The sequence below is a fragment of the Xanthomonas sp. LMG 12460 genome (assembly GCF_009192895.1).
GTDB classification, from domain to species: domain Bacteria; phylum Pseudomonadota; class Gammaproteobacteria; order Xanthomonadales; family Xanthomonadaceae; genus Xanthomonas_A; species Xanthomonas_A sontii.
In genome coordinates this window covers 24,706-49,642 of the sequence record NZ_NKUH01000004.1, presented here as the reverse complement: position 1 = coordinate 49,642, position 24,937 = coordinate 24,706, and the positions used below count along the sequence as shown (strand labels likewise).

22 protein-coding genes and 1 pseudogene are annotated in these 24,937 nt (G+C 69.8%); 20 read left to right on the top strand and 3 right to left on the bottom strand.

The window, feature by feature from the left end; genetic code table 11:
* Nucleotides 1-29: 29 nt before the first annotated feature.
* The 7 genes from CEK66_RS00695 (at nt 30) to hslU (ending at nt 5,156) form a co-directional block, all read left to right on the top strand.
* The gene (locus CEK66_RS00695; RefSeq protein WP_017914634.1) at nt 30-281 is read left to right on the top strand and encodes a lipoprotein; all 252 of its coding nucleotides are present in this window, start codon (nt 30-32) and stop codon (nt 279-281) included.
* Complete coding sequence (gene dapF, locus CEK66_RS00690; RefSeq protein WP_152235613.1) at nt 274-1,131, top strand: diaminopimelate epimerase; 858 nt, start codon at nt 274-276, stop codon at nt 1,129-1,131. The genes CEK66_RS00695 and dapF overlap by 8 nt, the downstream gene beginning before the upstream one ends.
* Nucleotides 1,128-1,793, top strand: a complete 666-nt coding sequence (locus CEK66_RS00685; RefSeq protein ID WP_152235612.1) for a DUF484 family protein — start codon at nt 1,128-1,130, stop codon at nt 1,791-1,793. Before dapF ends, CEK66_RS00685 begins: the two co-directional genes overlap by 4 nt.
* A gap of 92 nt (nt 1,794-1,885) precedes the next feature.
* On the top strand, nt 1,886-2,779 hold the full coding sequence (gene xerC / locus CEK66_RS00680) for a tyrosine recombinase XerC (protein WP_152235675.1): 894 nt from the start codon (nt 1,886-1,888) through the stop codon (nt 2,777-2,779).
* Nucleotides 2,780-2,868: 89 nt separating this feature from the next.
* The gene (locus tag CEK66_RS00675; RefSeq protein WP_152235611.1) at nt 2,869-3,078 is read left to right on the top strand and encodes a DUF3079 domain-containing protein; all 210 of its coding nucleotides are present in this window, start codon (nt 2,869-2,871) and stop codon (nt 3,076-3,078) included.
* A gap of 48 nt (nt 3,079-3,126) precedes the next feature.
* Entirely contained in the window at nt 3,127-3,678 is a 552-nt protein-coding gene (gene hslV / locus CEK66_RS00670) for an ATP-dependent protease subunit HslV (RefSeq protein ID WP_152235610.1), read from the top strand.
* Between the two features lie 113 nt (nt 3,679-3,791).
* Nucleotides 3,792-5,156, top strand: a complete 1,365-nt coding sequence (hslU, locus tag CEK66_RS00665; protein WP_017912058.1) for an ATP-dependent protease ATPase subunit HslU — start codon at nt 3,792-3,794, stop codon at nt 5,154-5,156.
* 198 nt (nt 5,157-5,354) lie between these two features.
* Here hslU and CEK66_RS00660 read toward each other — a convergent pair whose 3' ends face one another.
* The 3 genes from CEK66_RS00660 to CEK66_RS00650 form a co-directional block, all read right to left on the bottom strand.
* Complete coding sequence (locus CEK66_RS00660) at nt 5,355-6,719, bottom strand: DUF2252 family protein (RefSeq protein ID WP_152235609.1); 1,365 nt, start codon at nt 6,717-6,719, stop codon at nt 5,355-5,357.
* A 66-nt stretch (nt 6,720-6,785) separates the two neighbouring features.
* A complete protein-coding gene (locus CEK66_RS00655) occupies nt 6,786-7,973 on the bottom strand; it encodes a heparan-alpha-glucosaminide N-acetyltransferase domain-containing protein (protein ID WP_152235608.1) in 1,188 nt (395 codons plus the stop codon).
* A 246-nt stretch (nt 7,974-8,219) separates the two neighbouring features.
* Complete coding sequence (locus CEK66_RS00650; RefSeq protein ID WP_010341927.1) at nt 8,220-8,675, bottom strand: nucleoside deaminase; 456 nt, start codon at nt 8,673-8,675, stop codon at nt 8,220-8,222.
* 114 nt (nt 8,676-8,789) lie between these two features.
* Here CEK66_RS00650 and ubiE point away from each other — a divergent pair, with 114 nt between their 5' ends.
* The 13 genes and pseudogenes from ubiE to CEK66_RS00585 all read left to right on the top strand — a co-directional run bounded on the left by ubiE (nt 8,790) and on the right by CEK66_RS00585 (nt 24,911).
* Nucleotides 8,790-9,551 carry a bifunctional demethylmenaquinone methyltransferase/2-methoxy-6-polyprenyl-1,4-benzoquinol methylase UbiE gene (gene ubiE, locus CEK66_RS00645; protein ID WP_017910016.1) on the top strand — a complete coding sequence of 254 codons (762 nt, stop codon included), beginning with the start codon at nt 8,790-8,792 and terminating at the stop codon, nt 9,549-9,551.
* Between the two features lie 519 nt (nt 9,552-10,070).
* A complete protein-coding gene (locus CEK66_RS20510; RefSeq protein ID WP_255424674.1) occupies nt 10,071-10,241 on the top strand; it encodes a class I SAM-dependent methyltransferase in 171 nt (56 codons plus the stop codon).
* A 134-nt stretch (nt 10,242-10,375) separates the two neighbouring features.
* Nucleotides 10,376-12,316, top strand: a complete 1,941-nt coding sequence (locus tag CEK66_RS00635; protein WP_017914829.1) for a M1 family metallopeptidase — start codon at nt 10,376-10,378, stop codon at nt 12,314-12,316.
* Between the two features lie 419 nt (nt 12,317-12,735).
* On the top strand, nt 12,736-13,086 hold the full coding sequence (locus CEK66_RS00630) for a cupin domain-containing protein (protein ID WP_152235607.1): 351 nt from the start codon (nt 12,736-12,738) through the stop codon (nt 13,084-13,086).
* Between the two features lie 33 nt (nt 13,087-13,119).
* Nucleotides 13,120-14,139 carry an alpha/beta fold hydrolase gene (locus CEK66_RS00625; protein WP_152235606.1) on the top strand — a complete coding sequence of 340 codons (1,020 nt, stop codon included), beginning with the start codon at nt 13,120-13,122 and terminating at the stop codon, nt 14,137-14,139.
* Entirely contained in the window at nt 14,136-14,855 is a 720-nt protein-coding gene (locus CEK66_RS00620) for a hypothetical protein (RefSeq protein ID WP_152235605.1), read from the top strand. Before CEK66_RS00625 ends, CEK66_RS00620 begins: the two co-directional genes overlap by 4 nt.
* A gap of 5 nt (nt 14,856-14,860) precedes the next feature.
* Nucleotides 14,861-15,499, top strand: coding sequence for an HAD family hydrolase (locus CEK66_RS00615; RefSeq protein ID WP_017914832.1), 639 nt, complete (start codon nt 14,861-14,863; stop codon nt 15,497-15,499).
* Between the two features lie 405 nt (nt 15,500-15,904).
* Nucleotides 15,905-17,917: a methanol/ethanol family PQQ-dependent dehydrogenase gene (locus tag CEK66_RS00610; RefSeq protein WP_152235604.1), complete on the top strand. Its 2,013-nt coding sequence runs from the start codon at nt 15,905-15,907 to the stop codon at nt 17,915-17,917.
* An 80-nt stretch (nt 17,918-17,997) separates the two neighbouring features.
* Nucleotides 17,998-19,662, top strand: a pseudogene (locus tag CEK66_RS00605) (quinoprotein dehydrogenase-associated putative ABC transporter substrate-binding protein); the annotation flags it as partial.
* A 77-nt stretch (nt 19,663-19,739) separates the two neighbouring features.
* Complete coding sequence (locus CEK66_RS00600; protein ID WP_152235602.1) at nt 19,740-20,315, top strand: c-type cytochrome; 576 nt, start codon at nt 19,740-19,742, stop codon at nt 20,313-20,315.
* The gene (locus CEK66_RS00595; RefSeq protein WP_152235601.1) at nt 20,312-21,334 is read left to right on the top strand and encodes a beta-propeller fold lactonase family protein; all 1,023 of its coding nucleotides are present in this window, start codon (nt 20,312-20,314) and stop codon (nt 21,332-21,334) included. The genes CEK66_RS00600 and CEK66_RS00595 overlap by 4 nt, the downstream gene beginning before the upstream one ends.
* Nucleotides 21,335-21,387: 53 nt before the next feature.
* Nucleotides 21,388-22,497, top strand: coding sequence for an S-(hydroxymethyl)glutathione dehydrogenase/class III alcohol dehydrogenase (locus CEK66_RS00590; protein WP_152235600.1), 1,110 nt, complete (start codon nt 21,388-21,390; stop codon nt 22,495-22,497).
* Between the two features lie 17 nt (nt 22,498-22,514).
* The gene (locus tag CEK66_RS00585) at nt 22,515-24,911 is read left to right on the top strand and encodes a TonB-dependent receptor (RefSeq protein WP_152235599.1); all 2,397 of its coding nucleotides are present in this window, start codon (nt 22,515-22,517) and stop codon (nt 24,909-24,911) included.
* Nucleotides 24,912-24,937: the final 26 nt, after the last annotated feature.

Here is a 24,937-nt window from a genome sequence, read left to right as displayed (position 1 = left end):
GTTCATGCCGGTGTGGCTATACTCGGCGCATGAGCACATCGTCCTCTTCTCCGATCCGTCTCGTTCTCTCCGCCGCTGCGTTGCTGGCCCTGGCCGGTTGCGGCAATAAGGGGCCGCTGGTGATGCCGCAGAAGCCGGTGCCGGTGGAAGCCGCGCCCGCCACGCCCGCGCCGGATGCGACGCCGCCGGCGACCACCGATCCCGCCGGGCAGGCGCAGCCGGTGGATGGGCAGCGCCCGCCGGCCAACGACACCACCATGCCCACCAATGGGAATGAGTGAGGCCCGCCACGACGCGCGCCTGCGTTTCAGCAAGATGCAGGGCGCGGGCAACGATTTCGTGGTGCTCGACCTGCGCGACGGCACCCCGCCGCCGGACGCCGCACTGGCGGTGCGCCTGGCCGACCGCCACTTCGGCGTCGGCTGCGATCAGATCCTGACCATCGAACCGCCGCGCGACGCCGCGGCGGTCGCCAGCTACCGCATCTGGAACACCGACGGCAGCGCCGCCGGGCAATGCGGCAACGGTGCACGTTGCGTCGCGGCCTGGCTGGTGCGCGACGGCAGTGCGCCGGCCGCGGACGATTTCGTCATCGAAAGCCCCGCCGGCAGTCACCACATCACCCGCAGCGCCAGCGGCGAATTCGCCGTGGCGATGGGCGTGCCGCGCTTCGCGCCGGAGGACGTGCCGCTGGTCGGCTTCCCGCGTGCGCGCGACGAATACGTGCTGCCGCTGCAGGGCGGCAGCGTGCGCTTCGGCGCGGTGTCGATGGGCAACCCGCACGCGGTGCTGGAAGTGGGCCTGGTCGATGCGGCACCGGTGGAACGCCTGGGTCCGTTGCTGCAGCAGCACGCCTCGTTCCCGGATTCGGTCAACGTCGGCTTCGTGCAGGTGATCGACCGCGGCCACCTGCGCCTGCGCGTGTACGAGCGCGGCGTCGGCGAGACCCTGGCCTGCGGCAGCGGCGCCTGCGCGGCGGCCGCGGTGATGATGCAGCGCGGCCGGGTGGAGCGCGACGTGCGCGTCAGCCTGCCGGGCGGCGAGCTGCGCGTGCAATGGCCGGACGACACCGCACCGGTGGTGATGTCCGGGCCGGCGACGTTCGTCTTCGATGGAGAATGGATCCGATGAGTGACAGCCACGACAAGCTCGGTGCGCACGAGGTGGCGGCGTGGCTGCGGCGCCATCCCGGCTTCCTCAAACAGTTTCCCGATCTGGCGCTGACCCTGGTGGTACCGCGCGACGACGGCCCGACCGCGTCGCTGGCCAGCTACCAGCTGGAAGTGCTGCGCGACAAGAACCGCGAACTGTCGCGGCGGCTGGCCGACCTGGCCGCCAATGCGCAGGTCAATGAACGGCTGGCGGTGCGTACCCACCAGTTGACCCTGGCGTTGATGCGTCAGCACAGCGCCGCCGACAGCGTGCGCGCGATGGCCGCGTCGCTGCAAGAGGATTTCCAGGGCGACCTGGTCAGCATCGTGCTGCTGCAGCCCTTGCCCGGCCTGGAACAGGCGTCGTGGCTGCAGGTGCTGGCGGCCGACGATCCGCGGCTGGCGCCGTTCCGCGATTGCCTGAAGGACGGCGAGCCGATCTGCGGCCGCCTGCAACCGGAAAAGCAGGCGCTGCTGTACGGCGAGCGCGTGGACGAAGTGCAATCCACCGCGCTGCTGCCGCTGCCCGGCCTGGGCCTGATCGCGGTCGGCAGCCGCGACCCGAACCGGTTCTATCCCGGCATGGGCACCTTGTTCCTGCGCATGATGGGCGAGGCGCTGGCGGTGGCGTTGCAGCGATGAGTGGGGCCGGGACTCGGGATCCGGGACCCGGGACCCGGGACAGCGCCGGAACCGGCGCTGCCGATCACCAAGCCGGGCAGGGCACTGCTGGCATCGCGAGCGAGGCCACGTCTCCCGCGTCCCGGTTCCTCGCCTACCTGCAGGTCGAGCGGCGCATGTCCGCGCATACCCTGGACGCGTACCGCCGCGACCTGGCGGCGCTGGAGGCGTGGGCGGCCGCCAACCTGCTTGGCGAACCGGCCGCGCTGGATGCCGCGCAACTGCGAAACTTCATCGCCGCCGAGCACCGCCGCGGGCTGTCGCCCAAGAGCCTGCAGCGGCGCCTGTCGGCGTGCCGCAGTTTCTATGCGTGGCTGCTCAAGCACGGCCACATCGCCACCAGCCCGGCCGCGGCACTGCGCGCGCCGAAGGCACCGCGCAAGCTGCCGCAGGTGCTCGACGCCGACGAGGCGGTGCGCCTGGTCGAAGTGCCGACCGATGCGCCGCTGGGCCTGCGCGACCGCGCGCTGCTGGAGCTGTTCTATTCCTCCGGCCTGCGCCTGAGCGAACTGTGCGCGCTGCGCTGGCGCGATCTGGATTTCGTCGCCGGCATGGTCAGCGTGCTGGGCAAGGGCAACAAGCAGCGGCTGGTGCCGGTCGGCTCGCACGCGCGCGCCGCGTTGCTGGCGTGGCGCGAGGAAAGCCGGGGCGAGGCCGCCGCGCCGGTGTTCCCGGGCCGCGGCGGGGCGCCGATCGGTGCGCGCGCGGTACAGATCCGGATCAAGCAACTGGCCGGGCGCCAGGGCCTGTTCAAGCACGTGCATCCGCACATGCTGCGGCACAGTTTCGCCAGCCACATCCTGGAATCCTCCGGCGACCTGCGCGGCGTGCAGGAACTGCTCGGCCATGCCGACATCGCCACCACGCAGATCTACACGCATCTGGACTTCCAGCACCTGGCCAAGGTCTACGACGCATCGCACCCGCGGGCCAAGCGCAAGTCCTGAGCGCCGCATCGCGCCCGCGCTTGTTCTGGATCAAGGCGAGTCGGCAAAGGCGGGAGGACACTGTCCTCCCACGTTGCGAGGGCTTACCGATGGCCAACCCCTTTCCGCTGGCGCCGCGCCGCCCCGAACGGCTGTGCTGGGGCTGCGACCGCGATTGCGCGGCACACGGCCTGGCCTGCGGCAACGGCGCCGGGCGCACCCTGCATCCGAGCGAAACCCAGGGCGAGGACTGGTACGTCGCGTGGGACATCGCTGCCGATCCGGCACGGCCGGCGCATGCCCGGCTCGGCGACGCTTGAACCGCGCGCCGCCAGCCCCCACACCTGAGTCATCGCTCCGGAGGCCGCATGGATCCCAGTCAGAACCCCAATGTTTTCCACGCCACCACGATCCTGTCGGTGCGCCGCGATGGTCGCGTCGCCGTGGCCGGCGATGGCCAGGTGACCCTGGGTCACACCGTGATGAAGGGCAATGCGCGCAAGGTGCGCCGGCTCGGCCGCGAGGGCCAGGTGCTGGCCGGCTTCGCCGGCGCCGCCGCCGATGCGTTCACCCTGTTCGAACTGTTCGAGGTCAAGCTGGAGAAGCACGGCCAGCTGACCCGCGCCGCGGTGGAACTGGCCAAGGATTGGCGCACCGAGCGCCGCCTCGGCAAGCTCGAGGCGCTGCTGGCGGTCGCCGACAAGGAAACCTCGCTGATCATCAGCGGCACCGGCGACGTGATCGAACCGGAGGACGGCATCATCGCCATCGGCTCCGGTGGTTCCTACGCCTTGTCGGCGGCGCGCGCGCTGCTTGGCCACACCACGCTGGACGCGCGCACCATCGCCGTCGAAGCGCTGAACATCGCCGGCGACATCTGCATCTACACCAATCGCAACGTGGTGGTGGAAGAGCTGTGAATCGGGAATGGGGACTGGGGAATCGCAACAGCGGTTCCCGTCTCCGTCACCGATGACGCCTGCTTTCCCATTCCCGATTCTCCATTCCCGATTCCCTCTTCGATTTCCCGACCATGACCGATACCCATAGCACCATGACCCCGCGCGAGATCGTGCAGGAGCTGGACCGCCACATCGTCGGCCAGCACGAGGCCAAGCGCGCGGTGGCGATCGCGCTGCGCAACCGCTGGCGGCGCATGCAGTTGCCCGATGCGCTGCGCAACGAAGTGATGCCGAAGAACATCCTGATGATCGGCCCCACCGGCGTCGGCAAGACCGAGATCGCGCGGCGTCTGGCGACGCTGGCCAACGCGCCGTTCGTCAAGGTCGAGGCGACCCGCTTCACCGAGGTCGGCTACGTCGGCAAGGACGTGGAGCAGATCGTGCGCGACCTGGCCGATACCGCGGTCAAGCTGTACCGCGAGCAGGCCAAGACCCGCGTGCGCACGCAGGCCGAGGAGCGCGCCGAAGACCGCATCCTCGATGCGCTGCTGCCGCGGCGCAGCGCCGGCATCGGCTTCGATCCGGAAGCCGCACGCAACGAGCCCTCGGCGCAGGACAGCGACACCCGCAGCAAGTTCCGGCGCATGCTGCGTGCCGGCGAACTGGACGAGCGCGAGATCGAACTGGATGTCGCGGTCAACGTCAGCATGGACATCATGACCCCGCCGGGCATGGAGGAAATGGGCCAGCAGTTGCGGCAGATGTTCTCCAACCTCGGTGGCGGCAAGTCGCAGTCGCGCAAGCTGACCATCAAGGCCGCGCGGCCGCTGCTGATCGAGGAAGAGGCCGGCAAGCTGGTCAACGAGGACGATGTGCGCGCCGCGGCGATCGAGGCCTGCGAACAGCACGGCATCGTGTTCATCGACGAGATCGACAAGGTGGCCAAGCGCAGCGAGGCCGGCGCCACCGGCGGCGACGTCTCGCGCGAAGGCGTGCAGCGCGATCTGCTGCCGCTGGTGGAAGGCTCCAACGTCAGCACCAAGTACGGCACGGTCAAGACCGACCATATCCTGTTCATCGCCTCCGGTGCGTTCCACCTGGCCAAGCCCAGCGATCTGATCCCGGAGCTGCAGGGCCGCTTCCCGATCCGGGTGGAACTGTCGGCGCTGTCGAAGGACGACTTCATCCGCATCCTCACCGAACCGAAGGCGGCGCTGACCAAGCAGTACGAAGCGCTGTTGCTGACCGAGGGCGTGAGCCTGCGCTTCACCGACGACGCCATCGCGCGCCTGGCGGAGATCGCGTTCCTGGTCAACGAGCGCCAGGAGAACATCGGCGCGCGGCGTCTGCACACCGTGCTCGAGCGCCTGCTCGACACGCTGAGCTACGAAGCCCCGGACCGCGACGGGCAGAGCGTCACCGTGGACGCGGCCTACGTCGATGCGCACCTGGGCGAGCTGGTCCAGGACCCTGACCTGAGCCGGTATATCCTGTAGGACCTGGTGCGATCCACCTCGGCAGGCGCGTTGCCCGCGCCTGCCGCTGTGCACCTTGTCCCTACGTCACGCCTACGTCGCGCGCGTCGTAGGAGCGGCTTCAGTCGCGATGAGGCCTTCCCGGGAATGCCGTCGCGGCTGAAGCCGCTCCTACGAGACGTGGCAGCTCCGCTTACGCTGCACGCACCCGGCGCGAACTCAATACAGCGGCGTGCCCGCCTTGTACGCGGCCACGAACGACTGCCAGTCCAGTTGCACCTGCGCGGCGTAGTCGAACGCGAACTGGCGCAGTTCCGATTTCAGGCCGCTCTTGCTGCTGGCCGCCTGGTCGATCTGCTTGTCGATGCTGTAGGGCACCACGTTCGGGTCGTAGTCCTGGTCGGCCAGCGCATGCGCCGAGGCCAGGGCCTGGCCCAGGTAGGTGGCGGCGGTGGCGAGCTTGCCGGCGCTGTCCAGCGCGGTCGGGTCCAGGTCCTGCTGGAACGGGGATTTCTCGTGCACGTAGAACGGGGTGCCGTTGACGCTGGCGTAGCCGACCAGCACGTCGGCGTCGATGGTCTGCGCCTTGGCGGTGCGCGCCACCCGCGCGCCCTCGTTGTTGTCGTAGGTCGAGGCCGGCATCTGCGACGGCGCGGCCACGGCGACCACGCTGGCCGCTTCCTGCTTCCACTCCAGGATCACGTCGTCGCTGGTCGACGTGCTCGGGCCTTCGATCAGCACGTACAGGCGCAGGCGGCCGAGGCTGCCGGTGCCCGAGCCCAGCTTCTGGCGCACGTCCTTGATGCTGTAGTAACTGGCCGCGTAACGCTTGGACGCGGCGATCGAGCCGATGTAGCCGTTCATCGCCGCGGCCACCGCCGAGGCGGTGCCGGCGTCCACCGCGACCAGGTTGTCCAGGTTCTGGAACTGGCGCTTGCCGCCGTTGACCACCGTGTACTTGGACAGCAGGCTGCTGCGGCTCTTGCCGTCGGCGCTGTCGATGATCTTGGCCACCGCGCCGCTGGTGTTGCGCTTGCTCAGCTGGAAGCTTTCTTCGGCGTCGCTGCCGCGGAAATCGGCGATCTTGTCCAGGTAGGCGCCGACCATGGTGTCGATGGCGTCGCCGATGTCGCTGTCGGACAGGCCGTTGTCGCGCCCGGCCAGGACCATGCTCGCGGCCAGCCGGCGCAGGTCCCACACGTACTGGCCGAGGTGGCCTTCGTCGAAGTCGGCGACCTTGAACACCGCCTTGCCGCTGCTGTCGCGCGCCGCATCGAAGTTGCCGATGTGGGTGTCGCCGCCGAGCCAGGTGTAGCCGGTCTGCGGCGAGGTCCACAGCGAGCCCGGCAGGGTCGTCATGTCCTGGTAGAAAATATGGTCGGTGCCGCGGTAGAAGGCGTAGGCGCCGGTGGCCATGGTCGCCATCTTGGTGTCCAACTCGGCGCGCTGCGCGGCGTAGGGATGGTTGTAGTCGTGGATCTGCTGCACCACCCAGGCGTCGCGCTTGCTCGCCGCGGTCGCGCATCCGGCGCAGGCGGCGAGGGTCAGGCCGATCAGCAGCAACTGCGGCAGGCGGGTGGACATCGCAGGTCTCCAGGCGCGAACGAGGGAACCGGCAGTCGATCACGCCTGCATTGCACGCAGATGAACCTAGAAGTAGCGCAGCCAGCCCAGGTCGCGGCGCCGTGCCTTCAGTCGCGCGAACGCGGCGGTGGGCCAGTACAGGGCCAGGCCCAGCAAGGCGGCGATCGCCCACAGCGCGGCCACGCTGTCCACACCGAACAGGTCGCCCTGGTTGGCGCCCCACAGCGCCAGCGCGGCCAGGTAGGCGAGCTTCAGCACGTACAGGTGCAGCAGGTAGAAGAACATCGGCGCCGCGCCGATCGTCGCCAGCGGCGCCAGGGTCCGGGCCACGGCGGGGTGCTCGTACAGGTGCAGCAACAGCAGGCCCAAGCCCAGGGTCAGCAGCAGGAACTGCAGCGACGGCGGGTACTTGGTGACGTTGAAGAAGCTCATCGCGGTATGCGCGAGGTCGTCCTGCGCCTGCCAGGGCGCATCGCCGTAGCCATTGTGCCAGCGCAGCAGGTGGAAGCCGGCCAGCGCGCCCAGCCCCCAGGCCAGCAGGCGCTGCTGGCGTTGCGCCGGCTCGGCGGCGGCGCCGTACCAGGGGCCGGCGGCATAGCCGAGCGCGATCACCCCGATCCACGGCAGCACCGGGTAGGAGGTGCGCAGACGCAGCTCGCCCAACTCCAGCCAGCGCCTGTCGTGCAGCACCGCCCAGGCGGCCGCGAGCGGGCCGTCGCCCTGCACCTGCACCGCGTCCAGCAGGTGGTGGCCGGCGACCAGGGCCGCGCCGAGCAGGGCCAGCGCCGGCCGCGGCAGCCACAGCAGTGCGGCCAGCGCGAGCATGCTCAGGCCGATCGCCCAGATCACCTGCAGGTACAGCGCCTGCGGCGGGAAGGCGCCGCTCCAGGCCAGGTTGACCAGGGTCAGCTCCAGCACGATGAGGAACAGGCCGCGCTTGAGCAGGAAGCGGGCGGCCGCCGTGCGCCCGTCGGCCGGCCGGGACGCGTACAGCCAGGCGGACAGGCCGGTGAGGAACACGAACACCGGCGCACACAGGTGGGCGAGGGTGCGCGCGACGAACAGCGCCGGCGCCGTGCCTTCCACCTCCATCGGGTCGCCGACCGGGTGGTGCAGGTAGAAGGTCTCGCGCACGTGGTCGAGCAGCATCAGCAGCATCACCGTGCCGCGCAGCAGGTCGATCGAGGCCAGTCGCGCGGCGGGCGTCGCGGGAACGGCGAGGGAGGCGGGCGAAGCGAGGGCAACAGACGGCATGCGGTGCGATCGGTGTTAATTTTGAAACAATATAACACTCGGCCGGCAGGGCCCTTCCCGCCGTTGCTGGCGTGGGAGTTCTCAGACCTTGGCCGTGCAGGGGTGCCGGCGCGGCGGTGGCGAGGCTCGGGCGGGGCAAGCCGGCGCGCCAGGTCGGCGTCGCTCGGCATGGCCTGGGGTCGGCGCGTGGGCGCGTCGGTGGGCGTCCTGCCTGGTGCGCCGAGCGCGGCGCCTGCGGCGGGCCGCTCAGTCCTCGCCGATGTCCTCGTTCCACACGTCCGGGTGTGCGGCGATGAAGCCGCCGAGCAGATCGATGCACTCCTGGCTGTGCAGGTCGATGACCTCCACGCCGCTCTCGCGCAGCCAGTCGATGCCGCCCTGGAAGGTCACCGATTCGCCGACCACCACGGTGCCGATGTTGAACTGCCGCACCAGGCCGCTGCAGTACCAGCACGGCGCCAGGGTGGTGACCATGATGGTGTCCTTGTAGCGGCGCTGGCGCCCGGCCTTGCGGAAGGCGTCGGTCTCGCCGTGCACCGACGGATCGCCTTCCTGCACGCGGCGGTTGTGGCCGCAGCCGAGCAGGCGGCCATCGCGGTGGTACAGGGCGGCGCCGATCGGGATGCCGCCCTCGGCCAGGCCCTGGCGGGCTTCGGCGATGGCGGTGTCGAGCAGGGCGCGGTAGTCGGGCGTGGTCAGCATGGAATGGCCTGGGGGAGCGGGAGTCTGACCGCAGTCTGGCGCAGGCGGCCGGCGGCTGTCATCCCGGGCGCCGCTTCACCGGCACGGAGCGGCCGGCAGTGCGATAATCCCGGCATGAGCGAATCCCCCTACAAATCCGGCACCACCCATTTCGGCTTCCGCGACGTCGCCGCCAAGGACAAGCAGAAGCTGGTCGGCGAGGTCTTCACTTCGGTCGCCGGCAACTACGACCTGATGAACGACCTGATGAGCATGGGCATCCATCGGGTCTGGAAGCGCTATTTCGTCGCCACCGCGCAGGTCAAGCCGGGCGACCGCGTGCTCGATCTGGCCGGCGGCACCGGCGACATCGCCGCGCTGCTGAAGGACCGGGTCGGTGCCGACGGCGAGATCGTGCTGGGCGACATCAACGCCGGCATGCTCTCGGTGGGCCGCGACCGCCTCACCAACCGCGGCCTGGTTGCGGGCCTGGACTACGTGCAGTGCAACGCCGAGGCGCTGCCGTTCCCCGACCAGAGCTTCGACCTGGTGACCATCGCCTTCGGCCTGCGCAACGTCACCGACAAGGACGCCGCGCTGCGCGAGATGTACCGCGTGCTCAAGGTCGGCGGCCAGGCGCGGGTGCTGGAGTTCTCCGAAGTCACCGCCGATTGGTTCAAGCCGCTGTACGACTTCCATTCGTTCAAGGTGCTGCCGCGCCTGGGCCAACTGTTCGCCAAGGACGCCGACAGCTACCAGTACCTGGCCGAAAGCATCCGCAAGCATCCGCCGCAGGACGCGCTGAAGGCGATGATGGAAGAGGCCGGCTTCGCCCGCAGCCACTACAAGAACCTGACCGGCGGCATCGTGGCGATCCACTCGGGCTATAGGATCTGAGAAGCCGGGAATTGGGAATCGGGATTCGGGAATCGCAAAGGCGGGCGATCGGGTACTGACTGATCGCGGCGCTGTGTCGTCCTTGTGGGAGGGACTTCAGTCCCGACGCGCGGTCCGGCGGTGCCCGGTGCAAGCATCTGCCACAGAAAGCAGGGATTCGGGATTCGGGATTCGGGATTGGGGAATCGGAAGAGCGGACGATCGGTTGCAGGCCGATCGCGGCGCTGGGCTGTTCTTGTGGGAGGGACTTCAGTCCCGACGCGCGGTCCGACGGTGCCGGCGCAAGCATCTGCCACAGAAAGCCGGGAATTGGGAATCGGGATTCGGGAATCGCAAAAGCGGGCGATCGGTGGCTGACCGATCGCGGCGCTGGGCTGTTCTTGTGGGAGGGACTTCAGTCCCGACGCGCGGTCCGGCGGTGCCGGTGCAAGCATCTGCCACAGAAAGCCGGGATTCGGGAGTCGGGATTCGGGAATCGTAAGAGCGGACGATCGGTTGCAGGCCGATCGCGGCGCTGGGCTGTTCTTGTGGGAGGGACTTCAGTCCCGACGCGCGGTCCGACGGTGCCGACGCAAGCTTCCGCCGCAGGACGCGCGGAAGGGAATGATGGAAGCGGCCGGCTTCGCCCGCAGCCACCACAAGAACCTGGCCGGCGGTATGGTGGCAATCCATTCGGGCGACAAGATCTGAGTGGATCCGGGATTGGAGAGCGGTAATTCGGGGTTCGTCAGCACGCATTGCACTGCCGTTGCGAATCCCCACTCCCGAATCCCGAATCCCGGCCTTCCGGTAGACTGCGAGTTTTCCTCGAACCGGTTACTGCCATGCGTTCCCCGTTCCTGTTGTTGTCCCTGGCCGCGATGGTCGCGTCCGGGTGTTCCCGTGAAGCGTCCGCGCCCGATGCGGCCGCCACTGCCGCCAAGCCGGCACCCGCCGCGGCCAAGCCGGCCGACCGCAGCCACGACGAGACCTCCTACGCCGAGCCGTCCAAGGTCGTGATCAAGGATCTGGCGCTGGATCTGAAGCTGGATTTCGACAGCAAGCAGATCGGCGGCACCGCCACCTACACGCTGGACTGGAAGGACAAGAGCGCCAAGCAACTGGTGCTGGATACGCGCGACCTGACCATCGAGAAGGTGCAGGCCGACGACGGCAAGGGCCAGCAGGCGCCGCTGCAGTACGCGCTGGCGCCGGCCGACAAGATCTACGGCAGCAAGCTGACCATCGAGGCGCCGACGCAGCCGCAGACGATCAGCATCACCTACCACACCGCGCCGACCGCCTCGGGCCTGCAGTGGCTGGAGCCGTCGATGACCGAGGGCAAGAAGCTGCCCTTCATGTTCAGTCAGTCGCAGGCGATCCACGCACGTTCGTGGGTGCCGCTGCAGGACACGCCGAGCGTGCGTTTCACCTACAGCGCGCACGTGGTCTCGCGTCCGGACGTGATGGTGCTGATGAGCGCCGACAACGATCCCAAGGCGGTGCGCAACGGCGACTACCGCTTCAAGATGCCGCAGCCGATCCCGTCCTACCTGCTGGCGATCGCCGCCGGCGACCTGGTGTTCAAGCCGATCTCCGCGCGCTCGGGCGTGTGGGCCGAGCCGGCGATGGTCGACAAGGCGGCCAAGGAGTTCGAGGACACCGAGAAGATGATCGTGGCCGCCGAGACGCTGTACGGTCCGTATCGCTGGGGCCGCTACGACATGCTGGTGCTGCCGCCGTCGTTCCCGTTCGGCGGCATGGAGAATCCGCGCCTGACCTTCGCCACCCCGACGGTGATCGTCGGCGACAAGTCGCTGGTGTCGCTGATCGCGCACGAACTGGCGCATAGCTGGTCCGGCAACCTGGTGACCAACGCCAGCTGGAAGGACATCTGGCTCAACGAAGGCTTCACCACCTACGTGCAGGCGCGCATCACCGAGGCGCTGTACGGCCCGGAAGCGGCGGAGATGGAGCGCGAGATCGACCAGACCGACCTGCTCGCCGAACTGAAGGGCATGAGCCCGGCCGACCAGGCGCTGGCGCTGCCGGCGCTGACCGAGCGCGATCCGGACGAGGCGCTGAGCCAGGTCGCCTACGTCAAGGGCGCATGGTTCCTGCAGTTCCTGGAACAGCGCTTCGGCCGCGACACCTTCGATCCGTTCCTGCGCGGCTGGTTCGACGACCACGCGTTCCAGAGCGCCAACACCGATCAGTTCGTCGAGTACCTGAAGACCCACCTGCTGCCCAAGAAGCCGAACGCGGTGACCGCGCAGGAACTGCATGCGTGGCTGGACGAGCCGGGCATTCCGGCGTTCGCGCAGAAGGCGCGTTCGCGCAACTTCGCCATGGTCGACACCGCGCGCATCGCCTGGACCGGCAGCGGCACGTTGCCTGGCAAGCAGGTGACCGATGCCTGGAGCACCCAGGAGTGGACGCGCTTCCTCAGCGGCCTGGGCGAGAAGCTGACCCCGGCGCAGCTCAAGCAACTCGACGACGCCTACCACTTCACCGGCACCGCCAACGGCGAGATCGCCATGCGCTGGTATCCGCTGGCGATCCGCAGCGGCTACGTGGACGCGCGCCCGGCCGCCGGCGAGTTCATCGCCCGCGTCGGCCGCCGCAAGCTGATCCTGCCGATCTACGCCGAACTGGTGAAGACGCCGGACGGGCTCGCCTTCGCCGAAGAGGTGTTCGCCAAGGCCAAGCCCGGCTACCACCCGATCACCACGGTGTCGGTGCAGGACATGCTGGACAAGGCCAAGGCCGGCAGCACCGCGCACTGACGCAAGTCGCCCGCGAAAGACCGCGCACACGGCGCCGGGAGCACTCCCGGCGCCGTGTGCGTGTGTGCGGCCGGCGTGTTGCGACGATCGCGTCGCGCGGGGAGGGTGCGATGGTGGCGGCATGGCCGCGCCTGCGTTGCAGGACGTCGTCATCTGCGGCCTCGCATGCGCCGCCGGCATGAGGCGCGTGCCTGTGCAGTGCCGCCTTAACGGATTCCACACGCAACGCCGTCGATCAGCACGACCTGCTGCCACGCATTCGCGATATCCTCGGCAGTCCCGATGGTCCTCGGTCCATGCGCGCATGACATCGTTCGCCACCGCCGCCCCGGTCTCCGCTGCAAGCGCCAGTGCCATGGCAGGTCGTTGCCGGCGCCGATGCGCGCGGGCCTGCATGCGCCCCCCGAGGGGCTGCTGAGATGACCGACGCGCCCGTGCTGTCCGGTTCCTTGCTGGACGCATTGCCCGATGCCCACGGTGGCGAAATCTTCACCGAACTGCTCCGGCGCTCCGGTTGCCGCGTCGAGCGCATCGTCTCGCACGGGCAGACCACGCCGCAGGAGTCGCCGTACCTGCAGGCGCACGACGAATGGGTGCTGGTGCTGCGCGGTCGCGCGCGGGTGGCGCTGTGCGATCGCGAGGTCGCGCTGGCGCCGGGCGACCATCTGTTCATCCCGGCCGATACGCCGCATTGGGTGACCTTCACCGATCCCGTGCAGCCGACCGTGTGGCTGGCCCTCCATCTCGGCGAAGCCGACGTGGTGGCGTGAGCGCATGAGCGGCCTGCGCGCTCCGGTGTCCCCATGGTGATGGCGACCCTGGTCTTGATGATGCTGCTGCTGCTGGCTGGCGCCCTGGCGTTGCTGGTGTCGCTGCTGTGCGTGGCGCTCGTGGCGATGCCGATCGGGGCGCTGCTGGTGGCGCGCGATCCGTTCCTGCTGGTGCGCCTGGAGAGCCTGCGCCAGCGTCGCGGCAGCGGGCTGCGGCGGCGCCAGTCGCAGGTCGCCGGGCACACCTGGACCTATCTGGTGCGCGCCGCGGCCGATCCCGCCGCGCCGACCCTGCTGCTGGTGCATGGCTTCACCGGCAGCAAGGAGAACTGGCTGCCGCTGGCGCGCGCGCTGGGCACGCGCTATCACCTGGTGATCCCGGATCTGCCCGGCTGGGCCGAGAGCCAGCGCATCGCCGGGCAGGACTACGGCTTTGTGGCGCAGGCCGAGCGCGTGGCTGCGTTCGCGGTGCAGTGCGCGCGCCGTGCGGGCAGCGAATGCGTGCTGCTGGGGCATTCGATGGGCGGCGGCATCGCGGCGCTGGCCGCGGCGCGCCATCCGGCGGTGTTCGACCGGGTCGGCCTGTTCAACGCCGCCGGCGTGCGCTTCGCCGACAACGTCTTCGGCCAGGCGGTGCTGGACGGGCACAATCCGTTCGCGGTGCACGATGCGGCGTCGTTGCGCCGCTACATCGACACCGTGTTCCTGCTCGAGCGCGCCAAGCCGCGCATCCCGCGCTGGGCGGTGCCGGCGGTGGTGGCCTGGCGTCGCCGCGAGGCCGATTTCGAGCAGCAGGTGCTGGCGCGCATCGGCCGCGGCGAGGAGGCGTTCCTGCCGTTCGAGGAGGCCGCGCACATCCGCCAGCCGACGCTGCTGCTGAACTGCGTGCAGGACGCGGTGATCGACGCCAGCGCGCTGGCGCTGTACGCGCAACGCCTGCCGCAGGCGATCCAGGTGCTGCTGGACGGCAGCGGCCACATGTCCATCGTCGAGAAGCCCGCCGAGGTCGCGCAGGCCATCGACACCCTGATCCAACGAGGAACCCCACGATGAAACGCATCCTGCTCGGCGCGCTGTGCGCCGTCGCCCTGGCCGCTTGCGGCGATCACGAGGCCGAGCGCAAGGCGCAGGCCACGGCCGAAGCGCAGGCCAAGGCGCAGGCGGCCGACGATCTGGCCAAGCAGTACGACGCCGCGGTGAAGTCGGGCAACTGGGACCTGGCCCGGATCCACGGCGCGGCGCTGCTGCAGCAGTACCCCGGCTCGGACGCGGCCGAACGCATCCAGCCCGGCTACGCCGAGGTCAAGGCCAAGGGCGAAGCGGCGCGCGAGCTGCGGCGCATGCAGGCGGCCTGGCAGTACTCGCAGGTGCCGGCCGGCAAGGGCGTGCAGCGCTCGGCGATGCTGTACAGCCGCGACAAGGTCGATGTGGACGGCAGCGGGCCCAAGCCGGTGCAACTGGTGTTCCGCGACCATCCGGAATGGAAGCGCAGCGCCTACCTCGTGCTGCAGTCCGGCGATTTCCGCTGCGCCGGCGGCTGCAAGGTGGAACTGAAGGCCGACGACGCGCCGCCGCACGCGGCCGCGGCCTGGCGGCCCAAGACCGACGAGGCCATCGCCATGTTCATCAGCGACGACAAGGCGCTGTGGAAGCTGGCGCGCAAGACCACGGTGCTGCAGATCACCTTCCCGGTGAAGGCCGGCGGCACCCGCACCGCGGTGTTCGAGACCGGCGGCCTGGACGGCGCGCAGATGCCGGGCTGGGATTGAGCGCGATGCATGCCGCCATGCCACCGCCGGCCGAGGCGCTGTGCCAGGTGCGCCACTGGGTGTTCGACATGGACGGCACCCTGACCCGTGCCGTGCACGATTTCGCGCTGATCCGCCGCGAACTGCAGATCCCGCCGCAGGCCGACATCCTGCAGCACCTGGCGGCGCTGCCGGACGCGCAGCGCGCCAGCAAGCACGCCTGGCTGCTGGAGCACGAGCGCGTGTTGGCCCAGGAGGCCACCGCGGCCAACGGCGCGCCGGCGCTGCTGCGCACCCTGCACGCGGCCGATTGCCGGCTGGCGGTGCTCACCCGCAACGCGCGCGAGCTGGCGCAGCTGACCCTGGAAGAGATCGAGGTCGACGACCTGTTCGAGGACGTCACTATCCTCGGCCGCGACGAGGCGCCGCCCAAGCCGCATCCCGGCGGCCTGCTGCAGTTGGCCGAGCACTGGGGCGTGGCGCCGCAGGCACTGGCGATGGTCGGCGACCACGCCTACGACCTGCAGTGCGGGCGCCATGCCGGCGCCACCACCGTGCTGCTGCATCCGGACAATCCCTGGCCGGCGCTGGCCGACCTGCATTTCGCCGATTGCGCCGCGCTGCTGGCGTGGTGGCAGGACCGCGTCGGGCCGCAGTCGCACTGACTGCGGCGCGGCGGCTGACCGCCGCCGCGCGCCGCACCCTCCTTGGCGAGATCGGTGCAGGCGTGCCGGATGCGCACTCCCCGTCGCGCGCCCCGCCGTGCGCACCCGTGTGCGCCAGTGTGGCAAGCGCAGCGATGGCGCAGGGTGTGCCACCGGCACATGTGCTCACACTGCGCCACGTCCGATGCAACCGTGTGGCGCAAAGTGTCACGTTTCCGAGACACCCTCGACCGCGCTGGTGGGCGTCTCCGCGACGACAACCGGCGTCGTGATCCGCACGTCAAGGGATGTTGCATCGCAGCGCCGCGATGGCATGGACGTTGCTCGTATACATCCACGCTTCAGGTTCCGTGGCACACGCCGATAGGTGAAGTGACGCGGCTCTTCAACGAGGGGAGTAGAACGATGCACAGTCATTCACGTCGTACCCAGGCTTGTACGCTGCTCGCGCTGGCCACTGCGCTGGCATTGGCGGGTTGCAAGAAGCAGGAAGAGGCTCCGGCGCCGGCCGCACCGGCCGCCGCACAGCAGCCGCCGGCCGCCGCGCCGGCCGCGGTTGCCGATACCGACAGCGAGTTCGCCACCAATGCCGCCAACCCCGACAACTGGGGTGGCATCGGCCGCGACTTCGGCCTGAACCGGCACAGCCCGCTGGCCGAGATCAATCGCGACAACGTCAAGAACCTGAAGATGTCGTGGGAGATGAAGACCGACGCCACCCGCGGCCACGAAGGCCAGCCGCTGGTGGTGGGCGGCACCATGTACATGGTCAGCGCCTATCCGAACAACGTGTTCGCGATCGACCTGTCGCAGGAAGACAACGGCAAGGTGCTGTGGAAGTACACCCCGCAGCAGGACGAGCGCGCGGTGGCGGTGGCCTGCTGCGATACGGTCAACCGCGGTGCGTCCTACGCCGACGGCAAGGTGGTGTTCGGCAGCCTCAGCGGCGACGTGATCGCGCTCGATGCCAAGACCGGCAAGGAAGTGTGGAAGCAGAAGCTCGCCTATCCCGAGAAGGGCGAGACCATCACCATGGCCCCGATCATCGCCGACGGCAAGGTCGTGGCCGGCATCAGCGGCAACGAGTTCGGCGTGCGCGGGCGCGTGGCCGCGTACGCGCTGGCCGACGGCAAGCAGGCCTGGTCCTGCGAGGCCACCGGCACCGACAAGGACATCTGCCTCGGCCCGGACTTCAACAAGGCCAATCCGCAGCACGGCCAGCTCGGCGACCTCGGCCAGAAGACCTACCCCGACGAAGGCTGGAAGCGCGGCGGCGGCGCGGCCTGGGGCTGGTACAGCTACGACCCGAAACTCAAGCTGGTCTACTACGGCACCGGCAATCCCGGCCTGTGGAGCCCGTCGTACCGCTGCGGCAAGACCACGCAGAAGGAATGCGACACCGGCGAGTACGACAACAAGTGGTCCATGACCCTGTTTGCGCGCAAGATCGACACCGGCGAGGCGGTGTGGGGCTACCAGAAGACCCCGTTCGACCAGTGGGACTACGACGGCATCAACGAGCCGATCCTGGTCGACCTGACCATCGACGGCAAGCAGGTGCCGTCGGTGGTGCAGTTCGACCGCAATGGGTTTGCCTACGTGCTCGACCGCCGCGACGGCACGCTGCTGCGCGCCAACAAGTTCGTGCCGGCCAACTGGGCCGAGCGCATCGACATGAAGACCGGGCGCCCGGTCAAGGTCGCGGCGCATTCGCCGCTGGAACGCGGCCGCAAGGTCGAGGCGTTCCCGTCGGCGATGGGCGGCAAGGACCAGCAGCCGTGCTCGGTGGACCCGTCCAATTCGGCGGTGTTCTTCTGCGGCACCAACAATTGGCACATGGAGCTGGACCCGCAGGAGCGCGGCAACACCATGATGGGCCTGCCGTACGTGTTCGCCAACGTGCTGATGAAGCCGAACGAGCCGGGCGCGTTGGGCATCGTCAAGGCGTTCGACGTGGTCGAAGGCAAGTCCAAGTGGGAGATCAAGGAGAAGTTCCCGGTGTGGAGCGGCACCCTGGTCACCGATGGCGGGCTGGTGTTCTACGGCACGCTGGACGGCTGGTTCCGCGCCGTGGACAAGGACACCGGCAAGAAACTGTGGGAGACCAAGCTGCCCTCCGGCGTCATCGGCAATCCGATCGCCTACAAGGCCAACGGCCACCAGTACGTGGCGGTGTTCTCGGGTATCGGCGGCTGGATCGGCCTGCCGGTCGCCGCCGGCCTGGATCCGGGCGATCCGTACGGCGCGCTGGGTGCCGCGGGCCTGGCCTTCAGCAACGGCTTCGACAAGATCCCGTTGGGCGGCATGGTGCACACCTTCCGCATCGACGGCGCCGGCAAGACCGTCACGCCCACCACGACCGCCACTGCGGCCGCCGGTGGCGGCAGCGCGGCGGTCGCCGCCAAGACGGTGCGATGAGCCGGCGGCGCCGCGTCCAGGGTGCGAGCGGGTGCCGGATGGCACCCGCCTCGCGGCGCCTGCCTGCGGGCGCGCGCGCCGTGTTGCTGTTGTGCAGCCTCGGACTCGTCGCCGCGGGCTGTACGCGCGAGCCGTCGTCCGCGACGGCTCGCGCTCCTGCTGCCCCGCCCGCCGTTGCGGCACCGGCATCCGCCGCGCCCGCCACGACGCTGCCGGCCGATGCGCCGGTGCTGCGGGTCTGTGCCGATCCCGGCAACATGCCGTTGTCCGATCGTGCAGGCGAGGGCTTCCAGAACAAGATCGCCCAGGTGGTGGCCGCGGAGATGGGCCGGCGCCTGGAGTACGAGTGGCGCAGCTACTACCAGCGCGGCCTGGCGCGCAGCACGATCAACGCCGGGCGCTGCGACGTGCTGATGGACATGAACAGCGATTTTGAAATGGGCCTGCCCACGCGCCCGTTGTATCGCTCCACCTATGTGCTGGTCACCCGCAAGGGCCTGGACCTGCGTCCTGCCTCGCTGGACGATCCTGCGCTGAAAAAGCTCAAGGTCGGCGTGTTCCAGAGCTCGCCGGCGCGGCAGGCGCTGTTCGACCATGGCGTGCAGGGTGAAGTGCAGTACCTGTTCTACGATTCGGCGAGTGCGCCGCAGGAACATCCCGGCAAGCTCGCCGAGCAGGTCGCCGCCGGCAAGCTCGATGCCGCCGAATCCTGGGGACCGGTGGCCGGCTACTACGCCGCGCGCGGCGGCCTCGGCGTGGTGCCGCTGAACGTCATCGACAACGAGGTGCTGGAATATTCGATGGCGTGGGCGGTGTCGCGCAAGAACGCGGCATTGCGCGATGCGCTGAACGCGGCGATGCAGCGCAGCGCCGGCAAGATCGACGCGATCCTGCGCGACTATCACGTGCCGCTGGTGGCCTGCGCCGATTGCATCGTCGCCGGCAACCTGCGCTCGCACGGACCTTATGCGGCGCCCGACGACCAGGACGACACGCCGAGCGCGCAGGCCTCGTCGGACATGCTGGCGCAATTGCAGCTGCGCATCGCCGGTGGCGCCGATCCCAACGATGAGTTGGCGCACGCGCTGGATGCCGGCGATGGCGTGCGCGTGGCCTGGCTGCTGCGGCATGGCGCCAGCGCCGACAAGCCCAACCTGCTCGGCGAGCCGCCGCTGCAGCAGGCGATCCGCAACCAGGCGCCGCTGCTGGTCGGCGAGCTGTTGGCCGCGGGCGCCAAGGTCGAAAACCGCGACAGCAATGGCTGGACGCCGTTGATGAAGGCGGCCTGGTCCAACGACGGCAAGAGCGCCGCGCAATTGCTGGCGCATGGCGCCAAGGTCGAGGCGGTGTCCGCCGACGGCTGGACGCCGCTGGACCTGGCCATCTCCTACGCCGACGCCGACCTGGTACAGGCATTGCTCACCGCGGGTGCCAGCGTGCGCCGTGCCAATCCGGCCGGCTTCACCCCGGTGATGTTCGCGGTGGCGCGCAACGACCCGAAGATCCTCGATCTGCTGCTCAAGCGCGGTGCCGAAGCCGACCGTGCCAACCGCGCCGGCGTCACGCCGTTGATGCTGGCCGCCGCTGCCGGCCGCGAGGACAGCGCCCGGCGTCTGCTCGCCGCCGGCGCCAGCGCCGATGCGCGCGACGCCGACGGCAAGACCCCGGCGGCGCTGGCCCAGCAACGCGGCAATGCCGAACTCGCCCACCTGCTGACGGAGGCCCAGCACCGACGCACGCAATGACCGCTTTCCGCCGTTCCGTACACGCCGCTCGCCCGGCCTGCTCCTCCCATCGTGCACTCCGCAAAGGTTCTGCTCCCATGCGCTCTGCTTCCGTCCGTCGTCGTGCCGTCTCCGTGCTGTTGCCCGTGTCCCTGTTCGCCTCGCTCCTGTTGCTGGCCGCCTGCGGCAAGCAGGAGACGCCCGCCGCGCCAGCGGCCACACCCGAGCCGGCTGCGGCGCCGGCGCCTGCACCGGCCTCTGCGCCGGCGGCGACCGCGCCCGCCGCCGCTCCTGCCGCCGCACCGGCCCCCGCTGCGGCGGTGACGCCGATTCCGAAGGGACCGCCGGTCAAGGTCACCCCGGAGCTGGTCGCCGAAGGCAAGGCGCTGTTCAACTCCGCCGGCTGCACCGCCTGTCACGGCGGCACCGGTGGTGGCGGCATGTGTCCGCCGCTGACCAACGACATCTGGGTGTACGGCAGCGACGACGACACCTTGCGTACGCTGATCACCGAAGGCACCGCCGGCATGACCGCGCACGGCAAGACCCGGATCGGCCACGAGAAGGTGGTCGGGCAGATGCCGCCGTTCGGTCCCGTGCTCAAGCCGGGCGATACCGAGAAGCTGCTGGCCTTCATCCATTCCATCAACAAGACCGCGGGCGCCACGCAATGAGGAAAGCGTTGCGCCTGTCCGCCGTCGTCGCGCTGTCGCTGTTCGCTGCTGCGTGCCAGCGCACCGCCGCGCCGACGGCGGGGGCCGATGCGGCGGCGGCGGCCGCGCCAGCGCCTGCGGCCGCGACCGCGGCGCTGGCCTACGTCCCGAACCAGCGCAGCGGCACCATCTCGGTGATCGACACCGGTAGCGACCGCGTGGTGCGCACGCTGTCGGCGCAGGGCCAGCTCGGCAAGCGCCTGCAGCAGGTGGTGCCGGGGCCGCCCGGGCATCTGTACGTCATCGACGCGCAGGGCCATCGCCTGCTGGACCTGGATACCGTGCAGGACCGCGTGCTGCGCAGCGTCGACATCGGCGAGAACGCCGAAGGCGTGGCCGCGTCGCCGGACGGCCGCCAACTGGCGGTGTGCGTGGAGGGGCAGAACCAGGTGATGCTGATCGACCCGGCCAGCTTCACCATCGGCGCGCACATCGCCACTCGCGGGCAGGCGCCGGAACACTGCGTCTACACGCCGGATGGCGCGCTGCTGCTGACCAGCAACGAAGGCTCCAACGACCTGGACGTGATCGACCTGAAGGCCGGCGCGTCCACCGGCGTCATCGCCACCAGCGGGCATCCGCGCGGCATGGCGTTCGCGCCCGACGGCAAGACGGTCTATGTGGCGCAGGAAGCGGCCAATGTGGTCGACGTGATCGACCTGGCGGCGCGCACGCGCGTGGCCAGCATTCCGGCCGGGCAGCGTACCGCCGGCATCGCCATCGCCCGCGACGGCAGCCGCGTGTACGCGTCCAATGGCGCCGGCACGGTCAGCGTGATCGATCCGGCCGCGCGCCGTGCGTTGGCGGAGATCCCGGTGGGGCAGCGGCCCTGGAACCCGGCGCTGAGCCCGGACGGCAAAAAGTTGTACGTGGCCAATGGCCGTTCCAACAGCATCAGTGTCATCGACACGGCGGCGATGAAGGAGATCAAGCAGATCGCGGTGGGCGAGATGCCATGGGGTGTGATCGTGGCGCAGTGAGGTGAGGCGAGCGGCGCTCACGGGCGCCGCGACGGGAGGCGGGGAGAGCCGGAATGAAGACGCGAGCCGCGGTCGCCTGGGCGGCGAACCAGCCGCTGGCCATCGAAGAGGTGGATCTGCAGCCGCCCAAGGCCGGCGAGGTGCTGGTGCGCATGGTCGCCAGCGGCGTCTGCCACGGCGACGACATCGCCCTGTCCGGTGCCGATGCCGATACGGCATTCCCGGTGATCCTGGGCCAGGAAGGCGCCGGCGTGGTCGAAGAGGTCGGCGTCGGCGTCACCAGCGTGCGCCCGGGCGATCACGTGATCCCGCTGTACATGCCCGAATGCGGCGTGTGCAAGTACTGCCGTTCCAACCGCACCAACCTGTGCCAGGCGATCCGAAGCACCCAGGACCGCGGGCTGATGCCCGACGGCAGCAGCCGCTTCTCGCTGCATGGACGTCCGCTGCTGCACTACATGGGCACCAGCACCTTCGCCGAGTACACCGTGCTGCCGGAGATCGCGGTGGCCAGGATCCATCCGGACGCGCCGCTGGACAAGGCCTGCCTGCTCGGCTGCACGGTCACCACCGGCATCGGCGCCGTGCTCAACACCGCGCGGGTGCGTCCCGGCGAGAGCGTGGCGGTGTTCGGACTCGGCGGCATCGGCCTGTCGGTGGTGCAGGGCGCGGTGATGGCGCGCGCCGAGCGCATCATCGTGGTCGACATCAACCGCGACAAGTTCCCGCTGGCGCGCGCGCTGGGCGCCACCGACTGCCTGGATCCGAAGGATTTCGGCGCGCCGGTGCAGCAGGTCATCGTCGACCTCACCGACGGCGGCGCCGACCACAGCTTTGCCTGCGTCGGCGACGTGCGCGCGATGCGCGCGGCGCTGGAGTGCTGCCACAAGGGCTGGGGCGAAAGCATCATCCTCGGCGTGGCGCCGAGCGCGCAGGAGATCAGCACGCGGCCGCTGCAACTGGTCACCGGCCGCGCCTGGCGCGGCAGCGCGTTCGGCGGGGTCAAGGGCCGCAGCGAGCTGCCGGCCTATGCCGAGCGCTACCTGGCCGGGGAGATCCGCATCGACGAACTCATCAGCGAAACCCTGCCGCTGGACCACATCAACCGCGGCTTCGAGGCGATGCGCGCCGGCCGCGGCATCAAATCGATCGTTCTCTACTGAGCCCTCAAGGAACCGGCATGACCCACACCCCAGGACCGCATACTCCGCCGCCGAGCCTGCTCGCGCTGGCCGTCGCCACCGCCATCGGCCTGCTCGCCGCACCGGCGCACGCGCAGACCACGGTCAACGCCGACGACGCGCAGATCACCGCGCTGGACCGGGTCGAGGTCACCGCCACGCCGATCCCCGGCACGCTGATCGATGCCGACCTGCTGCCGTACACGGTGCAGACCGCCAATGCCGACGACATCGCACGCAGCCAGGCCGGCAACCTCACCGACTTCCTGCTGCGCGAAATGAACGGCGTGGACACCAACGAGGTGCAGGGCAGCCCGTTCCAGACCGACCTGACCTTCCGCGGTTTCCGTGCCTCGGCCTTGCCGGGCGCCTCGCAGGGCGTGTCGGTGTACCTGGACGGTGTGCGCATGAACGAGCCGTTCGCCGACATCGTCAGCTGGGACATGATGCCGGAGGCGGCGATCCGCAGCGTCGCGCTGATGCCGGGCTCCAACCCGCTGTTCGGTCCCAACACGCTGGGTGGCGCGCTGGCCTTCACCACCCAGTCCGGCCTGACCGCGCCTGGCCTGCGCGCCGACCTGTCGGTGGGCAGCGGCGCGCGCAAGCGCCTGGATGCGTCCTACGGCTACGCCGGTGCCGACGGCCTGCATGCCTTCGTCGCGGCCACCGGTTTTGACGAGAACGGCTGGCGCGATGCCTCCGCCGGCCGCCTGGGGACCGTGTTCGGCAAGTTCGGGCGGCAGGGCGAGCGCACCGACTGGGACGTGTCGCTGCTGCACGGGCGCAGCCGCCTGGTCGGCAATGGCCTGCTGCCGAGCTATCGCTACACCGACGAGGGCACGGAGCCGGGGCTGTACGAAGCCGACCGCGCAGCGGTCTACACCTCGCCGGACCTGACCCGCAACCGCAACACGCTGCTCACCGGACAGTTCGACCATCGCTTCGACGAGCGCACCGCACTGCATCTGCTCGCCTACTACCGCCAGGGGCGGCGCGACACCGTCAACGGCGACATCAACGACGACTACGAAGAGTTCGTCGACGATTGCGCCGACGGCTACGCCGCCGACGGCACGCCGCTGGACGCCGGCTGCACGGTGTCGCGCGCCGATGCCGACGCGCTGCACAGTGGCGTGCTCAACACCACGCAGATGCGCCAGCACGCCGAGGGCGTGGCACTGAACCTCAGCCACCAGGCCGGCGTGCACGCGCTGAGCATCGGCGCCACCTATGACCGCAACCGCGTGCGCTACCGGCAGTACGAGCAGGAGGCGTTCGTGCAGGACGATCGCTCGGTGGTCGCCGATCCGGACGAGGATCGGGAGTTCTTCTCCGGCGTCGACGGGCGCAGCAGCACCCTGGGCCTGTTCGCCGCCGATACCTGGGAGCTGAGCGAGGCCACCCACCTCAATGCCGCGCTGCGCTGGAACCGCGTCGCCGTCGCCAACACCCTGTCCACCGCCGACGACGGCGTGCTGCCGCGCGAGCGCTTCGTGTTCGCCAAGGCCAATCCCTCGCTGGGCATCACCCAGCGCCTGGGCGACGGCTTCACCGCGTTCGCCTCGGCCTCGCAGAACAGCCGCGCGCCGACCGCGATCGAACTCGGCTGCGCCGACCCGGAACAGCCGTGCCGGTTGCCGACCGGACTGCAGGCCGACCCGCGCCTGGAGCAGATCGTCTCGCGCACCTACGAGCTCGGCCTGCGCTGGAACCCGACGCCGGCGCAGACGCTGAACGCCTCGCTGTACCGCGCCGACAACCGCGACGACATCCTGTTCCTGCGCGCACCCAATTCCCAGCAGGGCTATTTCGACAACGTCGACCGCACCCGCTATCAGGGCGCCGACCTCAGCTACCGCGGCAGCCACGGCGCGCTGCGCTGGTTCGCCGGCTACAGCTACCTGGACGCCACCTACCGCAGCGCCGGCGAACTGCTCTCCGGCGAGCGCACGGTGACCTTGCGGCCGGGCACGCGCATCGCCGGCCTGCCGCGCAACACGCTGAAGCTGGGCGTGGACTGGCAGGCGCTGGCGCAGCTGACGCTGGGGGCCGACTTGCGCGCGGTGTCGCGGCGCGTGGCCAGCGGCAACGAGGACGGCCTGGTCGAGGACCCCGAGGAAGGCGAGGCGCCGGCGCGCCACGACCTGTCCACCGGCGGCTATGCCTTGCTCGACCTGCACGGCACCTGGGAACTCGCCGAAGGCCTGTCGTTGTACCTGCGGGTCAACAACGTGTTCGACCGCCGCTACGAGACGTATGCGGCGATCGCCGAGGACCTGTTCCCGGGCGGCGCCCTGGCGCGCCCGCAGGACGCTGCGGTCGAGGACGGCCCCTCGCGCTTCGTCGCCCCCGGCGCCCCGCGGCAATACCAGGTCGGTTTGCGCTGGCGCTTCTAGCGGGCGCTTTGCGGTTCGTGTGGTGG

What these genes read in the sequence shown, in the direction of transcription:
- CEK66_RS00650 (WP_010341927.1), bottom strand. Translation starts at nt 8,675, where the DNA reads ATGCTGACCACGCCCGACTACCGCGCCCTGCTCGACACCGCCATCGCC.
- hslV (WP_152235610.1), top strand. Translation starts at nt 3,127, where the DNA reads ATGGATCCCAGTCAGAACCCCAATGTTTTCCACGCCACCACGATCCTG.
- CEK66_RS00675 (WP_152235611.1), top strand. Translation starts at nt 2,869, where the DNA reads ATGGCCAACCCCTTTCCGCTGGCGCCGCGCCGCCCCGAACGGCTGTGC.
- CEK66_RS00615 (WP_017914832.1), top strand. Translation starts at nt 14,861, where the DNA reads ATGCATGCCGCCATGCCACCGCCGGCCGAGGCGCTGTGCCAGGTGCGC.
- CEK66_RS00625 (WP_152235606.1), top strand. Translation starts at nt 13,120, where the DNA reads ATGGTGATGGCGACCCTGGTCTTGATGATGCTGCTGCTGCTGGCTGGC.
- CEK66_RS00655 (WP_152235608.1), bottom strand. Translation starts at nt 7,973, where the DNA reads ATGCCGTCTGTTGCCCTCGCTTCGCCCGCCTCCCTCGCCGTTCCCGCG.
- CEK66_RS00585 (WP_152235599.1), top strand. Translation starts at nt 22,515, where the DNA reads ATGACCCACACCCCAGGACCGCATACTCCGCCGCCGAGCCTGCTCGCG.
- CEK66_RS00590 (WP_152235600.1), top strand. Translation starts at nt 21,388, where the DNA reads ATGAAGACGCGAGCCGCGGTCGCCTGGGCGGCGAACCAGCCGCTGGCC.
- CEK66_RS00695 (WP_017914634.1), top strand. Translation starts at nt 30, where the DNA reads ATGAGCACATCGTCCTCTTCTCCGATCCGTCTCGTTCTCTCCGCCGCT.
- CEK66_RS00595 (WP_152235601.1), top strand. Translation starts at nt 20,312, where the DNA reads ATGAGGAAAGCGTTGCGCCTGTCCGCCGTCGTCGCGCTGTCGCTGTTC.
- ubiE (WP_017910016.1), top strand. Translation starts at nt 8,790, where the DNA reads ATGAGCGAATCCCCCTACAAATCCGGCACCACCCATTTCGGCTTCCGC.
- hslU (WP_017912058.1), top strand. Translation starts at nt 3,792, where the DNA reads ATGACCGATACCCATAGCACCATGACCCCGCGCGAGATCGTGCAGGAG.
- CEK66_RS00620 (WP_152235605.1), top strand. Translation starts at nt 14,136, where the DNA reads ATGAAACGCATCCTGCTCGGCGCGCTGTGCGCCGTCGCCCTGGCCGCT.
- CEK66_RS00635 (WP_017914829.1), top strand. Translation starts at nt 10,376, where the DNA reads ATGCGTTCCCCGTTCCTGTTGTTGTCCCTGGCCGCGATGGTCGCGTCC.
- CEK66_RS00600 (WP_152235602.1), top strand. Translation starts at nt 19,740, where the DNA reads ATGCGCTCTGCTTCCGTCCGTCGTCGTGCCGTCTCCGTGCTGTTGCCC.
- CEK66_RS00660 (WP_152235609.1), bottom strand. Translation starts at nt 6,719, where the DNA reads ATGTCCACCCGCCTGCCGCAGTTGCTGCTGATCGGCCTGACCCTCGCC.
- CEK66_RS00630 (WP_152235607.1), top strand. Translation starts at nt 12,736, where the DNA reads ATGACCGACGCGCCCGTGCTGTCCGGTTCCTTGCTGGACGCATTGCCC.
- dapF (WP_152235613.1), top strand. Translation starts at nt 274, where the DNA reads ATGAGTGAGGCCCGCCACGACGCGCGCCTGCGTTTCAGCAAGATGCAG.
- CEK66_RS00610 (WP_152235604.1), top strand. Translation starts at nt 15,905, where the DNA reads ATGCACAGTCATTCACGTCGTACCCAGGCTTGTACGCTGCTCGCGCTG.
- CEK66_RS00685 (WP_152235612.1), top strand. Translation starts at nt 1,128, where the DNA reads ATGAGTGACAGCCACGACAAGCTCGGTGCGCACGAGGTGGCGGCGTGG.